A 16,468-nucleotide genomic window follows, 5' to 3' on the forward strand; every position below is an offset into this window, starting at 1 on the left:
AGCCGAGGTTCAGTTAAAAGTGCATGAAAAAGATTGATAAGCTAGTTTTACGGTCATTTCTAGGGCCGTTTGCGTTGACGTTGTGCATTGTGGTCTTCATTTTTTTGATGCGCCTCATTTCCCAATACCTCAATGAACTCGTCGGCAAAGACATTGATTTGTTAAACTATGTTAAACTCATCGTCTTTTTTAGCCTCATAACCATCCCTATCGCCCTTCCTTTGGCAGTGCTCCTTTCTTCACTCATGACTTTCGGAAACTTGGGTGAATTTTTTGAGCTAACAGCCATCAAAAGTGCGGGTATCTCTACTTGGCGTGCCATGCGCTCGGTCATGGTCATGGTGATTGCCATCACTCTTTTTTCATTTTGGTACAACAATAAGGTAGCACCTTGGGCCAATTTGAAAGGGTACAGTCTGCTCTATGATATCAAAACAGCCAAAGCTACACTTAATATTAAAGAAGGTATTTTCTACAATGACCTTCCAGGACATAATATTAAGGTGGACAAAAAATTCCCCGCGCCCAACGAGCGAAGCCTCAAAGGACTGGTCGTGTATCGTCACAACGTCAATGATTACAACGCAGGCAACCGTGAAGTGATTTTAGCCGATTCGGGCTTGATGTACACCATCAACGATAAAAGTTATTTGGTTTTTGAGCTTTTCAACGGCACCCAATACTCGGAGGCAGCCCAAACTGCCAACTCTTTTTCATCTCCCAATAGTGGAGGCCAATTTACCCGCTCGCATTTTGGGCACTACAAAATGGTTGTCAGCTTGGAATCGTTTGGCCTCAAACGTACCGACGAGAATCAATTTCAGTACCACGAGTACATGAAAGATGCCAAAGAACTGCGCAAAGTAGCCGATTCGCTCAAAAAAGAATACCGCAAAAGCAGGGATGGCCTACTGCCTCAGTCAAAACAATATTTTAGCTACGCTTTCCGTGCCGAAACCATGGCGAAAAATACCACGCCTAAATTTGGCAAATGGGTGGACTCTTTGTTAAAGAAAAAAGCCATTGTACTTCCTGCGGAGAAAGAACAAGTGGTAGCGACCGCCCTGAGTCAAGCCCAAAACATCCGCTCTTACGCCGAAAGTAACAAAACCTACATTACCGAAAAAGGGAAAGCATGGTACCGCTATGACCTAGAAATGCACCACAAATACACCCAAGCGGTGTCGTGTTTCATCATGTTTTTGCTCGGTGCTCCACTTGGCGCTATCATCAAAAAAGGAGGCTTTGGTATTCCCGTTTTAGTGTCGGTTTTGTTGTTTATTTTATCCTACGTACTTACCCTACAAGGCGACAAATGGGCCAAGGATGGCCTGGTTTGGGTACCTGTGGGGGCTTGGTTTTCAAACACCATTCTATTTTTTGTAGGTATGTACTTTGCCGACCGCGCCCTCAAAGATTCCCGATTGTTTGATAAAGACATTTATATCATTTGGGTAGAACGGATAAAAAAGAAGTGGAAAAATCGTAAATCATCCGCCAATAAGGTGGCTGTTGAAGCCTAACGAAACCAGTTTTTCAAACGCCTCCCACACCTCTTTGGGAATTTCTTGTTCAATCTGAAACCCTTTTTCTGGGTAAACTTTGATGCGTTGAAGATCTCCTACCATGATATGAATCATTTCTTCCAGCGTAATTTCGGCAGTGGGATATGCTTGCATCGAAAGTTGGGGTGAGGTAACAATCAACTCTTTTTCTGGCCAGTGTTTCTTAAAAGTAGCAAAACTTCGCCGCTCCATGTAGGGTTTTTGGACGACAATAAACCGCTCTGGGGCAAGGTTCTCTTTTTGTAGTAATTGCTGGGTAAATAAAATATTCTCTCCCGTGTTGGTTGACTTGTTTTCAATCAAAATCGCTTCCTCAGGAACACCCATTTCGAGGGCAATTTTTGCAAATTTATCGGCTTCAGGCTCCGACCACATTTCTTGGGTAAGTCTCCCAAGACCACCTGACATGATAAGCAAAGGTGCCCAACCTTGCAGATACAACTCCGCTCCCCGCTCGGCCACGCGCAAATCGTGACTTCCTAATACCAAAATACAGTCTGATTTTTGTAGATTCTGATTAACATGGTGATAGTCCCAAAGTTGCTGGGCAAGTGCTAGGGTCGTTTCTGGAATCATTTTTTCTTTATATTTCGATTAATTGAATGATACTTTTTTCAACATATAAGGAAGATTCGTGCTGCTTCTTACTTTATCTAGCTAGCCTCTTCTCATAAAATCACACATCGCTAAACGGAAATGAAATATCTACTTCCCTTTTTACTTATAACGAGCCCGCTTTTTGCCCAACATTCCCTTGTCGAAAAAATCAAGCAATTGCGCCCAGCCACCGAATGGTCGCAAACCGCCGCTATTCGGCTCCAATTTCCTAGTTTTCACCCCCAAGGAATGGTCAAAATTGGGGATTTTTTTTACATGAGCTCGGTCGAAGTAACCCGAAAACGCCGCGATTCAAGTGATGGTGGCGAAGGAGTTGGACACCTTTTTAAGTTTGACATAACGGGCAAATTATTGGCCAAAATCACCCTCGGTGAAGGTTCAATGTATCATCCTGGTGGTATTGATTTTGACGGAAAGTACATTTGGGTACCCGTGGCCGAATACCGACCCAACAGCCGCTCCATCATTTATAAAGTAGAACCCGAGTCACTAGCCGCCCAAGAAGTAATGCGGTTTGATGACCACATTGGCGCTATTGTACATCCTACTTCTTCCCAAACACTGTCGGGAGCAAGCTGGGGCTCGCGGAATTTCTACCACTGGAATTTAGATAAAACTGGCGCAGTAACCAAAACAATAAATACCCCTGAAAAACTACGCATCACCAACCCTTCATTTTACATCGATTACCAAGATTGTCACTCGATAAGCCCAAACCTTATGCTCTGCGGTGGTTTGCAAAAATTCAAAAAAAACGACGGAACAACGCTTAGTTTGGGCGGGTTAGAAATTGTCAACTTGACCGACAATCGGCCCGTTTTTCAGGTTCCACTTTTACTTTGGTCGCCTACGGGGGCACCCATGACCAACAATCCTTTTTTCATCGAATCCACCGCCCAAGGTTTGCGGGCTTATTTTGTCCCCGACGACGATGCCACCTCTACCTTATTTGTCTATGAGACTGTTTTGAAGTAGAATGCACGATTTGACGCTTTTGAAAGTAATTCAACTACCTCTCAACATGAATTTTAAATTTTCTAAACCTATCGTCATCGCAGCACTGGCTGCTTTTACTTCCTACCAATCAGCTGCCCAAGTAGGGGTTGGCGTTAAAGCGCCCAAAAAAGCGGAAGTTTATTTTGATGGTTCTCGCCAAATGTTGGATGAGAAATGGACGTATTGGGACGGCCCACGCCTAGCAGCTACCCTGCCCATCAAATGGTTTATCGTCAATGACCCCGTGGATAAAGGAACGGCCCTAAATACCAATGACCCCGCAGCGGCTGGTGGAAAGTATGGCTCGGCAGACATTGTCACGAAGGAGAAATTTCGTGATTTTCGACTGCACATCGAGTTTTTGATTCAAAAACCTGGGGGAAACAGCGGGGTTTACCTTCAAAATCGCTACGAAATTCAGGTGCTTGACGGTGACACTACTTCGCACGGAATGGCAGCGGTCATCAACGAAACGCCTTCACCTTATTATGCCTACAATGGCGTTGGAAAATGGAATGCGTACGACATTGTGTTTAGAGCCGCTCGTTTTAAAGATGGTAAACTGATCGAAAAAGCCCTCGTAACGATGTATTTCAACGGCAAGAAAGTCCATAAAAATCAGCACATTAACCAAGTATGGGGTGGACCTAACTCAGGAATTGACGGAGGTAACGACGGCGGAAAAGGCATTACCGATACGCCTGGTGGCCTCAAGCTACAAGCCGAAGGCCACGATGTGCTTTATCGTAATATTTGGATTCAAAAAATGGACATCAACAAGTCATCTACCGACTTTTAGCGAAGTTTCCACTGCTGCATCGTCTCGCTCCACCAACGCGCCCAACGGTGGGCAAAGGATCCCGTGGGTGCCAACAAAAGGGCATAAATTGCGGCAGTTTTCAAATCAGTGATTGCCCATACAATTCCTGTTTGGAGTAACCATATCAAAGGAAACGTAACAAGGGCAAAAAGTACAATCCTAAATGCGCTCGAAAACTGCGGGTCTTTTAATTTTTTTGTCATCAAAAAAGGAATCCCGTAAGCAATACCACTGTTGATAGTGCCGTAAAGCCAAATAGGCAACGTGCCAATCATTCCCAAGGTTTTCAACAGCAAAGCAATCAAGGAAGGCTGGGGTTGCCCCGCAATCTCAGCCTCAATTCCTTGGCTCGAAAGCCGCTTCCGCTCTGCCGAAGCTTCTTCTATTTTTTTGGCATATACCTCTGGTTCATTGGCTTTTAGACTCGAAAGTTCTTCCGATTTTTGTAGAATATGCGTCAGCATGTCCCCCGCTTTACGGCTTTCTTTGTCGGTTAGCCATTTTATTGTATCGTGGTGGGGCAAATCATCAATATGTAACATCAACGACTTAATTTCGTCCGACATTCGGCGGGTGATTTGGGTTAACGTACGTGGCTGATTTTGCTCATAATCAGCCCGATAATCGCTTACTTTAAACGGTTCTCCAAAGTTTAACACCAATCTTTCCCCCATTTTTTGGCAATGCGAATAGTACAATCCGCAGGGAAGAATTTGCAAATTCACCTGCCAATCGTGCTCTGTTTCTGCCCGAAAAGCAATACGTGCCAGTCCTTTCTTAAACGGACGGAGGTGGTACTGCACCCCATGATTTCCTTCAGGAAATGCCGCCAACGTCCCTCCCGTACTCAAAATATTGACGCAAGTTTGAAAAATTTCATCGTTTTGCTGCATTTCATCTACCCCATCTCGCAAACGATACACAGGCAGCATTTTTAGAGACATCAATAATTTTCGAACGGTATCTTTTTTGAACAAATCGGCTCGGGTCAAAAAGTAAGGTTGGCGTTTGCCGACGTTGAGCACAATCGCCAAAGCATCCATTAAGGTATTTTGGTGGTTAGAAATAATCAACAACGGCGCATCTGGTGGTAAATGCGAAGGAAAATTCTTAATTTCTACTTGACGGTAAAAAATAGTATTGTGCCAAAAACGAACGTAAGCCCTCAAAAGGCTGTAAGAAAAAGTGCGGTGCGACATGGTATCTAAATGCTAACTTTGAGCAAATTCTTCTAAAATCTGTTGATATTCTTTTAAAAACACGTTAAACTCTCGTTCGAGGTTGGCCAAATCTACTGCCAATGTACTGGTATCGTTTGTTTTGAGTTTGCTCTCTCCTATTCTGGCAATTTCGGCCACCCGCGATACCCCAATTGTACCCGCACTTCCTTTAAGCGTGTGCATATTGCTTTTGACAACTGGTATATCGTTTTCAGCAAAAGCCGCTACGGCTTCGTTTACCAACTCGGTGGACTCAATGACGAAATCTTCAAAAATGGAACTAATTAGCTCCATTCCCCCCAAATCACGCAATTGCGCCACAATGTCTAAATCAATGATAGGTAGCTTGATTTCTTGGGCAATTTCCTTTTGTTTTTGGCTAAGGGCGATTGTATCTTTCAGCGATTTTCCTGCGTCCACAATCTCCTTCACCTTTTGGATAAGCACCTGAGCACGAATAGGTTTTGGCACATAATCGTCCATTCCTTGGCTCAAAAAACGCTCCCTATCTTCTTTCATTGAGTAGGCCGTCATGGCCACTACGGTTGGTAAGGTTTTCCCAAACTGATTCCGCAAATTTTGGGTGGTTTCGATGCCGTCCATATCAGGCATTTGGATGTCCATAAAAATGACATCATAATGCTGTTTTTCGGGTGAAAATGTAGCCGCAACGAGTTCAATTGCTTTCTTACCACTATCAGCCGTATCGACAATGCAACCCGCTTTTTTCAAGATTTCACTGGCCACTTTGCGGTTTACAAAATTGTCATCGACCAACAAAATAGTCGGGCGGTACTCGTGGAAATAGTTCTCAAGCTTAATTTCTTCCGACAACGATTTTTGCTGCTGAATCGGACTAATAACTGTCTCTTTGGTCTCAAACGTAAACCAAAACATGCTTCCATGGCCAAGCTCAGACTCCACCCCAATTTCTCCCTTCATCAAACGAGTTAACTCCTTGGAAATCACCAAACCCAGCCCCGTTCCACCAAATGTTTTTCGGGACGAATTATCAACTTGCGTAAAGGCATTGAACAACAGTTTAAGGTTTTCGGGCGTGATTCCGATTCCAGAATCTCGCACTTCAACTTTAATTTTGTGAAACTTACCTTTTGACCACACCAGCGACACGTCCACTTTTACCTCACCATTTTCGGTAAACTTGAGGGCATTGGAAGTCAGGTTTGACAAAATTTGAAGCAGGCGCGTTTGATCCGCAATGATGTATTGGGGCAGCCCTTCGTCAAACTTACAAACAAGCGTATTGTTCTTATTTTTAGCAACTTGCGAGAAAAGTGCCGTTAATTTTTCAAAAATTTCTTCCAACGAAACAGGGGCTTCATTGAGCGCCATTTTTCCTGCTTCAATTTTAGAAAGGTCCAGAATATCATTCAAAATATTCAATAACGTTTCCGACGAACGCCGCATCGTTTGGACGTAGTCTTTTTGTTCCACATCCAGTTGCGTTCCGTTCAAAAGATCTAGCATTCCAATTACGCCGTTCATGGGCGTACGAATCTCGTGACTCATGTTGGCCAAGAACCTTTCTTTCACTTTCAGCGACCGTTCTGCCTCCTCTTTGGCTTTGACCAATTCGGCTTGATTGCGTTTAAGTTCAGTAATATCTCGTGCCAAAGCAGCAAAAATCGGTGCGCCGTCCTCGTCATTTAACAAAAGCATATTAAACATAAACTGGCGCGCGGTGCCATCTTTTATTCGCAGCTCGGCCTCAAAATTTCGTAAACTTTTATCCCGAGACAAGCGAACCAAGGCTTTGTGAACATCCTTTTTGTTTACAAAATAATCGGCGACTTTGGTATTTAGGGCTTCTTCAATGGTATATCCAGTACGTTTAAGCACCGACGGACTAATCATGGTAATTCGCCCCGAACGGTCGGCTCTCACGTAAATATCTTGCAGGTTGACAAAAATACCCCGAAATTTCTCCTCGCTTTGCTGCATCGAAAGCTCGGCCAGTTTTCTTGGCGTAATGTCGCGGGCAATCCCCGATACTTCTTCGATAGCGCTTCCATTGGTACGAATGGGGCTCAAACTAAACTCAAGCCACATGTCCATGTCTCCATTTCGGGACTCCATTTTCATTTCAAATCCTTGCGGTGTCCCTCTAAATGCCTGACGATAACGTTCTTCTATCAAACGGCGGTTGTCAATCGTCATTAGCTGCCATCCCAATCGCTCGGTTGTGGTATTAATTGCGGGGGTTGTCCGTAGGTGCTGTTGCAAAAACGCCACGTAGTTTTTGTTGAATGAAGTCAACTGCAACGCTTTGTTGACCGACCAAATCAGGTACGAACTACTGTCAAAGATGGCGTTCAAGCGTGCCGTTTGGCGATTGAGTTCAGCTTCGTTTTGCTTACGAGCGATGGCTAAAGCAACTTGTCCCGAAATAAATTCCAGCATTTCGAGGTTACGATGGCGGTATTGATTGGCGTTTGTATATGATTTTACCCCAATGATACCCGTCACCCGATCGCCAATACGGAGTGGAACACACAACAGCACTTTTGGTATTTTTCCGTACATATAAAGCCCCTGCTTTTCAGCCAGCTCTTCAATGTCTTTTTCGTATAAAAACAACGATTTGTTAGCGCGAATGGCATATTCCGTCAGGCCATTCCCGATTTTTCGTTTTGTAAACCGCACATTGCCTTTGAAGTATTCATCGACGTAGTACGGAAAGTACATATAGCTCTTTGTAGGGTCGTAGAGCGCAATAAAAAAGTTTTTGGCATCAATCACCTTCCCCAATTCCTCGTGTACGCGTTCATAAAACTCATCCAAGTCTTGCGTTTTAATCATCCAATTGGCGATGCTGTAATACAAACTCTGTGAGCGCTCGGCTCGAACGCGGCTGGTAGCATCGTGAAGAATACAACGAAAGGCGGTTGGTTTTCCGTTTTCATACCGACAAGTAACACTGCCCGTTAGGTATATTTTTTTGTGTTGCTTATCCCAAAAAACGGTCTCAAAATCAGGCACTTGCTCTCCTTCTTGGATGCGTTTGAGGAGTTGGAGGGTTGCATCGGCGGCTTCAGGCCACAGAATATCTTTCAGTTGGAGCGTTGCCAAATCCTCCAAATCGTAGCCAAGGCGTTCGCGCCAGACTCGATTGACAAACAAAAACTTTCCCTCCAACGACACCAACTGAATCAAGTCACTGGTATTATCCACCAAATCCTGCAACTGAGCGTTCGATTTATCAAGGGCATTGGCGACGCGTAGTTTATTCGTCACGTCGTCCCCAATCAGGGTAAAATCGATAAGCTCTCCCTCATTTTTATTCAAAATCAGCGAGTTAAGCTGAATTGTTCGCAGGTGTTTATTTTTAGAAACCAGCGGTATTTCTCGAAATTCGGCCACCCTCCCCCGCTCAATGGATTCGTTGATAAAGGTTTGGATTGCGCTACGGTGTTCGGCGGTCAGCAAATCTTCAAAAAAATTGAAGCGTTGCAACTCCTCCACACTCCAGCCCAGCATACGGGTGGTGTAGGCATTGGCGAAACGAATTCTACCCGTTGGCAGTACCGTCAGTCCAAACAAATTAAGTTGGTCAATAAAGGAGCTAGGTTCGATTTTCAAGGTGATTTCCACAAAAAAAGTAATTAAAGGCTCTAAAAACTCATCATAAATTCGGCAAGGTTCTCGTCTTGCCCAAGGTTCATTTTTTTCCGCAGTCGATAGCGTTTAAGCTCAACACTTCGATAGGTGATATTCAACAACTGGGAAATTTCTTTTGATGAAAGATTCATACGCAAATAAGCCGCAAGTTTCAAATCACCTTTGGACAAATCTGGATAGTTTTCCATCAATTTTTTAAAAAACTGTTCGTGTACTTGGTTGAAATTTTGTTCAAAAACCTGCCAATCTTTTCCAGTTGAAATATGGGTTTCAATCCATTTGGAAAGTTGCTGAAAATCATTGGGTTTAGAATGAACCTGCATCTCACTTACCTTGGTCTGAATTTCTTGAAAAAGCTCGTTTTTCTTAATCAATTCCATGGTAGAATTGGCCAACTCCTCCGACTTCCTCACCAAATCTTGCTCCAACTGTTCATTCCTAATTCTAATAATTTCTTGTCGATTTTTTTCCTTTTGTTCTTTCAATTCAAGGGCTTTTTGCTGCTGCAAACGTTCGTTTTCTGCCGCCAAACGTCTTTTATGCCATTGGTACAAGAAAAAACAAATCAAGCAGAAAAATAGACAATAAACCAATTTGCTCCATAAATTCCAGTACCAAGGTGGCAAAATACTAAAATTCAGGGTTGCTTCTTGCAAGCCTGTGTTCGTTTTGAGGTGCAAAGTATAATTCCCTGGCATCAAATTATTGAACTCTTTCACCGAATTGTCAGAAAAATCTGACCAGTCTTTCGACGCATTTTCTAACCAATAACTGTATTTGACACTAGAGGCAAAATCAGTAGAGCTAAACTTAAACCTAAGATTGTTTTGGTTGTATTTCAGCGCTATTTCGCCCGAGCGGCCATTTTTAGAGTAATACTGCGTTAGTTCTGGAAACTGTTCTACTTCCAAACCTCGAATCAATGGGCTAACGTTATTTTGGGTCAACAAGTCGGTGGAAGCCAAAAAAGCGAATCCGTTTTCTCGCCCAAAAATTCTCGCCACCGAATCATGTGAGACAATGGTCTCATAATCATCCACCAAAAAATTGTTTTGCAGCGGCACCACTTGCCATTGGTTGGGCTCTTTCAATAAACGCAACCCTCCTGAAACCGTCAATTCCCACCAACTTTTATCCGAAAAGGCAAAAAGCTTTTGTGCTTTACTTTCCTCAAAACGAGCAGATGGGATAAATTTCGACTGCTTTTGGTCAAACTCTTGCACACCTTTCTCCGAAGTAATGTAGATTTTGTCCTGTTTCAGTAAGTTAATGGCCCTTAGCCCCAGGTTTGTTACCTTTTTGGTCGTTTTATAATCACTTGCAGGTTGCAGCAACACCAAACCCGCATTTTTAGTATTAAGAATCAATCGACCGTCGGGCAGCTCCTCCCATTGCGCCGTTGGATTTGAAAAACCCTCCATCGTATGTTTGAACACCCACTTTCCCTGCGCATCTTTTTCATACAAACAGAGCTTGGTGTAAGTACTTTGAATCAGCATCGACGGTTTATTGAGCGCGCGTTTTAGCTGCCACCCACCCGTTATATCAGACAACTGAATGGCCTTATCTCCCTCAATCCGATACGTTCCGTTGTTGTGTCCACACAATAGCTGATTGTCAAACACCTCCAAATCCCACGCTTGCCCCTGTAGCCCCCGAATGAGTTGAAATTCGGCTTTTGACGTCAGTGCCTTGGCAAAAACCCCGTGATTCGTGGCCAAATAAAGCGTGTTCTGAAACGTTATGATGTCATACACTGTGCCAATTTTTCCCTCAAGGTCTTCAAAATATTTGAAGGGCGAACTCAACGCAAGCATCGAAATACCATTATCTAAACCAACCCACACATTGCCTTTTTCATCCTCAAAAAGCGAAAGAACCGTGTTGTTTTGAAGGCCATTTTTTTGGTTAATCTTATACAAAATCTCTCCTCGCTGGTTGGTCAAGACCAAGCCTTGTCGGATGGTTCCAAACACATAATTGCCATTACGAAGTCGGGTAGCTGCATTCAACTGGTTGGTTCGGATAAAATCGTGTAATTCTTGGTTAAATACCGAAAATTGTTTCCCATCAAAACGATACAGGCCCTTGTTTGTACCAATCAGCAGTTCCTTAGGAATAGCAGTAGTAGCAACGGTATAAATGGCTTCTTTTCCCAAAAAATCGCTAGCTGCTATTTTCTGAAAGCGCTCCCCTTTTAATTCAAACAAACCCTTGTCGATAACTTCAAGGTAAAAAGACTTTCCAGCCTGAAACGTAAACAAGATGTTGCCAGGAGTTTTGAGTTTCTTTACTTTGCCCCCTTGGTACAAGTACATAAAAGCAAAAGATTGGAAAAGAACGCCCGACGGAGTGGGTAGAATATGCCAAATTTCTTCGTTTTGAAACGCTTGGTCATTCACCAATTTCTTCAAAGAATGATACTGCAAAACGCCTTTTGCGCTTTCTTTCCAATAGCCAAACTCACCCAGCGCTCCCGTATAAATCAGTCCATTTGCATCCGCCCAAACCGAGCGTACAATTTGCTTATTGGGCAACTCATATACCCGCCAGCGCGCCCCATCAAACTCCAACAGCCCCTTTGAATTGGCAAAGTACATAAACTGGGTTGTAGGGCTTTGGGTAATCTTCCAGTTTTGTCTATCGGCCTTATAAGTCAGGTGGCTATGGTTATAAAGCGCAGGCAAACAGAGTGATTCTACCGTTTGAGAAAGCGCTGTTTTAATCAAAAAAAAGCATCCCCAAAACCCAAGCCAGTACACACTACGCAAAAACCTTTTACTCATAAAAAAGAGGGTGATTCACATCAAAAAAACGACAATGATGTGGCAAAATACGCATTTATTTGAAAATTTCTAAGATATGATGTGGTATTGATGTATCCAATAATTAGGATTCAATTTGCAAACAGCCTTACCTTTGCCTTCGTATTACACCATTATATCTTATTTTATTACAATTATCATTTTTATTTAGCCTATACTAAACTATGATGAAGACATTACAACAGCTAACCATGAAAACACTTACAAGTACGCTTCTGCTGCTATTGGTAGGGTTTGTGACAGTAGCCCAAAACAAACTCACGGGGAAAGTTTCGGACGAAAAAACCAAAGAAGGAATCCCAGGGGTATCAATCGCCATCAAAGGAACAAGTCAAGGGGCAACCACCGACATGAATGGGCAATTTACGTTGGCTGTTTCTTCAAACGCTACCCTGGTAATTTCGAGTGTCGGGTACGAAACCAAAGAAGTCGCTTACACTGGACAAGCAACCCTAAACATTAGCCTTTCGGAGGCCGCCAACGAACTGGCGCAAGTAGTGGTAGTAGGCTATGGTACCCAACGCAAAGTCGATATTACGGGGGCTACATCGAGCATCAAAGGTGAAGACCTTGCCAAGCAGCCTGTGATGACGCCTACCCAAGCCATTCAGGGAAAAGTGGCGGGGGTTCAAATCATCAGCAGCGGCCGCCCAGGAAGCTCTCCCAACATCCGTATCCGTGGAACAGGCACGGCTTTGGCAGGCACCGCCACGTTGTTTGTAGTTGATGGGGTTTTGACCGATGACATTAGCAACATAAACACCGCCGACATCACCAATGTCGATATTTTGAAAGATGCCTCCTCCACAGCCATTTACGGCTCTCGTGGAGCCAATGGGGTCGTCATTATCACAACCAAGAAAGGAGTATCTGGCAAATTATCAGTCAATTACAACAACCAAATTGGGGCGCGTCAGGCGGCAAATCTTGTCAAAATGGCCAATGCCACCGAATATGCCAACTACTTGAGCGCAGCCAGCGGGCGGCCAATTCAGGCAGGAACTACCTCGACCGATTGGTATGGGCAAATTCTGCGAACTGCCATGATGCAGAACCATAACTTGTCGATTTCGGGTGGTTCCGAAAAAGCGACTCATTATTTGAGCCTAGGGTATTTGACCGACGAAGGCATTGTGATTAACAACATTTTTAAGCGCTTTACCGCTCGCCTCAACAACGACTTTACACTTCATCCCAAACTAAAAATCGGCTTAATGACCTCGTACGCCAACAGTCGAGATCAGAACGTTAACTTAGGAGCGGCCTACAACAATGCCTATCGGGCTGCTCCTATTATTCCTGCCGTTGAAAATGGGCTGTACGGAAACACATCGCTCTATCAAAACGTAGGAAATGCCGTTTTGGACATCAAAAACAACGATGATTTAACCCTCAACAACCGTTTACAAGGAGCGGGATATGTGGAGTTTAAACCGCTTACTTTTTTGACATTTCGCAGCAGTATGGGAGGCGATTTGATTTTTTCTAACCAGCGTGTTTATAACTATCAGTTCAACAACGACGGTACGACGTTTATTCAACCTGGTGGAAATCAACGAAACCCGAACAGCAACCTAACCAGTCGTCAAACGAACTTATTTCGCTGGGTTTGGGACAATACGGTGTCGTTTAATAAACAATGGAACGACCACACCTTTGGCGTAATGGTAGGAACCACTGCCGAAGCTTATTCGATGAATACCTTCAGTGCCTACCGAAGAGACGTCCCTGCGGCTTCCAACCTTTGGTATATCAACACGGGAAATGCCAACACCTCAACCAACTCAGGCGACGGGGACAAATGGGCACGCAATTCCTACATCAGCCGTGCTAATTACAATTTCAAAGACAAATACTTATTAACAGCCACTTTACGTGCCGACGGCAGCTCTCGTTTTCCCATCCAAAACCGTTGGGGGTATTTCCCCTCGGTGGGGCTTGGCTGGGTGCTTTCAGAAGAATCGTTTATGCAAGGTCAGCACCTGTTTGAAACCCTCAAAATTAGGGCAAGTTGGGGGCGCGTAGGCAACGACCGCATTGATTCGGACGGCTACCTTGTGACCGTAGAGCCAAACCTTGCTTACGCTTTTGGCGGAGGAACTGCCACATTGGGCTCGGCCATTACCCAAATCAAAGACCCAAATTTGAAATGGGAAACCACCGAAGAAATGGACTTGGGGCTAGAGTTTAGCGCCATGAACGGACGTTTGCAGGGGGAATTTGGGTTTTACGACAAAAAATCCCGTAATCTTCTCATCAACGTCAAAGTGCCATCAGTGACGGGCGATAAAGACGGGGTTGTTTTGACCAATGCCGCTTCGATTCGTAACACGGGTTTAGAAGCAATGCTCAACTGGAGAGACAAAATCAGTTCGACCATTTCGTACCGCATTGGAGCAAATGCCACTTTCAACAAAAACAGCGTGATTGGCCTTAACGGCGGACAACCAATTCTTGACGGGGGCATCGGGGCAGCTCAACAATACACCACCAAAACCGATAATGGCCAACCCGTCGGAAGTTTTTATGTACTTCAAGTATTGGGCGTTTTCCAAACTGATGATGAAATATCGGCCTATAAAAACTCCAAAGGACAAGTGATTCAACCAGGGGCCTCGGCAGGAGACTTTAAGTACCAAGATACCAACGACGACGGACGCATCGACGACGCCGACCGCGTGTTTGCAGGTTCGTATCAACCCAAAGTATTTTTTGGAATCAACCTTGGCTTTACCTACAAAAGTTTTGATTTCAGCGCCGATGCCATTGGAAACCTCGGGAATGTGGTTTACAACGGAAAAAAAGCCTTCCGTCAGGCACTGCTCGACAATGTTGAACGCTCCATGGCTTATGGCCGTTGGACGCGCGGAAGTGGCATCCAAACCGAACCTGCGGCCAATGCTGGCAACCTTCCTGCATCCACTTACTTTATTGAATCAGGAAATTTCATTCGTCTCAACAACGTTACCCTGAGTTATTCACTCCCAGCAGCTACCCTCCAAAAAGCCCATATCGGCACGGCGAGGGTGTTTATTACTGCCCAAAATATCTTCACTTTAAAAAAATACACTGGTTTTACGCCCGAGCTCCCAGGTGATCCCACCCGAGCGGGGATTGAGCTAAACGCCTACCCCACCACAAAAACGTTGGCAGTAGGTATCAATGTAGGGTTCTAAATCAGTGATATTCCAAACAAGAAAAGACATGAAAAAGCATCATATTTCGGTAGGCATATTGAGTTTGTTATTGAGCCTTACGGCCTGCAACAGCAGTTTTTTGGATGTTCCATTACAAGGCAAACCGACGGCTGATACGGATCCAAATTTTGCCCAAAACCTCGTAGTTGGGGTTTACAACAGCCTGATGTTAGGAGAAGCTTTTGGCGCAGAAGGCGATGTACACGGTATCGCGTTCGTTTCGGCAACCAATATCCTTTCCGACGACGCCGACAAAGGCAGCACTGCCAGCGACCAAGCTGGAACCGTAGGCGTTTTAGATGAATTTACCCACACACCTACCAATTTGTTCGTCCAAGCACTCTGGAGTGGTTATTACAACGGAATCGCCAAAGTGAACCAATCGCTCGTTGCCATTAGTAATTCTACCCTCGACGAGGCCACCAAAGCCCGTTTAAGCGCCGAAGTACGTTTTATTCGAGGCTATTATTATTTCAACCTCGTACGTTGGTTTGGAGGAGTACCCAAAATTCTTCGGGTGCCTAAAGACGCCGCCGACGCCAACAATGACCCCGTTTTCCAAACCCGCGCGTCTGCGGAAGAGATTTATCAAGTGATTATCGACGATTTGCAAAATAGCGTCAACACCCTTCCTCTTCGCAGTCAAACCCAAGCTGGACGTATCTCAAAAGGAACAGCGCAAGCCCTTTTGGCAAAAGTATATATGTACCGCAAAGAGTGGCAAAAGGCGTATGATTTATCCAAAGAAGTAATCAATTCAGGTCAATATGACTTGCTGGCCGATTATTCGACCATCTGGCGACAAGTGGGCGACAACAGCAGAGAGGCTATTTTGGAAGTTCAAACGGGTCAATTCAATAATTCAGACTTTGGAATCAGCAACTATTCGATGTTCCAAGGACCACGCGTGGGTGGCAAAGGCGGCTGGACTGATTTGGGTTGGGGCTTTTGTAACCCCACCACCACCTTGGCCAATGCGTACGAAGCAGGTGATTTGAGGAAAAATGCCACCATTATTTTTATCGACAACAGTGGGACGTACAAAGGCACCGTTTTATTTGATGGTTTCCGTGTCCCAAGTGCCGACTCCGTTGAAAACCTCAGATACAACTACAAAGCGTACCACAGCGAAAACAAAAACGTAGAAAGCTGGCTAGGCAACCGCGACCGCAAGCAAAAAAATGTCCACTTGCTACGTTTTGCCGAGGTGTTACTTATCAACGCCGAAGCGGCCAACGAGCTAGGCAGAAGCGGCGAAGCACTTACTCCGCTGAATCGGGTTCGCCAAAGGGCAGGGCTAAAAGCTGCTACCTCTACCGGTCAAACGGCCCTTCGCGAAGCTATTTGGCAAGAACGCCACGTCGAATTGGCCATGGAGCACGACCGTTTTTTTGACCTAGTTCGCCAAGGCCGTGCTGCTGAAACATTGCAAAAAACAGGCAAAAAATTTGTCAAAGGAACGCATGAGCTATTGCCAATTCCTGCGCTTCAAATCGCGCTAAGTGGCGGAAAGTTAATTCAAAACAGCGGCTACTAAGCCCCCAAAAACACATCAAGCATTTTACTTTCAATTTTTCTTATTCATTGT

Annotated in this window: 9 protein-coding genes; 5 read left to right on the forward strand and 4 right to left on the reverse strand. The window is 44.6% G+C overall.

Features of this window, described 5'->3' with window-relative positions:
* The first annotated feature begins 23 nt into the window (after positions 1–23).
* Positions 24–1,523, forward strand: a complete 1,500-nt coding sequence (locus K339_RS0116185; RefSeq protein WP_028524528.1) for an LptF/LptG family permease — start codon at positions 24–26, stop codon at positions 1,521–1,523.
* On the opposite strand, the gene K339_RS0116190 is transcribed toward K339_RS0116185, so the two are convergent.
* On the reverse strand, positions 1,491–2,141 hold the full coding sequence (locus K339_RS0116190; protein WP_028524529.1) for a YdcF family protein: 651 nt from the start codon (positions 2,139–2,141) through the stop codon (positions 1,491–1,493). The two genes, K339_RS0116185 and K339_RS0116190, sit on opposite strands and share 33 nt — an antisense overlap.
* Positions 2,142–2,261: 120 nt before the next feature.
* On the opposite strand from K339_RS0116190, the gene K339_RS0116195 reads away from it, so the two are divergent.
* Entirely contained in the window at positions 2,262–3,158 is an 897-nt protein-coding gene (locus K339_RS0116195) for a DUF6454 family protein (RefSeq protein ID WP_028524530.1), read from the forward strand.
* Positions 3,159–3,204: 46 nt separating this feature from the next.
* Positions 3,205–3,978 carry a 3-keto-disaccharide hydrolase gene (locus tag K339_RS0116200; protein ID WP_028524531.1) on the forward strand — a complete coding sequence of 258 codons (774 nt, stop codon included), beginning with the start codon at positions 3,205–3,207 and terminating at the stop codon, positions 3,976–3,978.
* On the opposite strand, the gene K339_RS36015 is transcribed toward K339_RS0116200, so the two are convergent.
* Genes K339_RS36015 through K339_RS0116215 form a run of 3 tightly spaced genes read right to left on the reverse strand, consistent with a single transcriptional unit; the run spans position 3,975 to position 11,644 of the window.
* Positions 3,975–5,198 (reverse strand): 1-acyl-sn-glycerol-3-phosphate acyltransferase, encoded by a 1,224-nt coding sequence (locus tag K339_RS36015; RefSeq protein WP_028524532.1) that lies wholly within the window; start codon positions 5,196–5,198, stop codon positions 3,975–3,977. The genes K339_RS0116200 and K339_RS36015 overlap by 4 nt on opposite strands.
* Positions 5,199–5,210: 12 nt before the next feature.
* Positions 5,211–8,825, reverse strand: coding sequence for a PAS domain S-box protein (locus K339_RS0116210; RefSeq protein ID WP_374754654.1), 3,615 nt, complete (start codon positions 8,823–8,825; stop codon positions 5,211–5,213).
* A gap of 26 nt (positions 8,826–8,851) precedes the next feature.
* Positions 8,852–11,644 (reverse strand): triple tyrosine motif-containing protein, encoded by a 2,793-nt coding sequence (locus K339_RS0116215; RefSeq protein ID WP_028524534.1) that lies wholly within the window; start codon positions 11,642–11,644, stop codon positions 8,852–8,854.
* A gap of 203 nt (positions 11,645–11,847) precedes the next feature.
* On the opposite strand from K339_RS0116215, the gene K339_RS0116220 reads away from it, so the two are divergent.
* Positions 11,848–14,859, forward strand: coding sequence for a SusC/RagA family TonB-linked outer membrane protein (locus tag K339_RS0116220; protein WP_211243812.1), 3,012 nt, complete (start codon positions 11,848–11,850; stop codon positions 14,857–14,859).
* A 28-nt stretch (positions 14,860–14,887) separates the two neighbouring features.
* Entirely contained in the window at positions 14,888–16,417 is a 1,530-nt protein-coding gene (locus K339_RS0116225; protein ID WP_028524536.1) for a RagB/SusD family nutrient uptake outer membrane protein, read from the forward strand.
* Positions 16,418–16,468: the final 51 nt, after the last annotated feature.

This window comes from Runella limosa DSM 17973 (assembly GCF_000482465.1).
GTDB classification, from domain to species: domain Bacteria; phylum Bacteroidota; class Bacteroidia; order Cytophagales; family Spirosomataceae; genus Runella; species Runella limosa.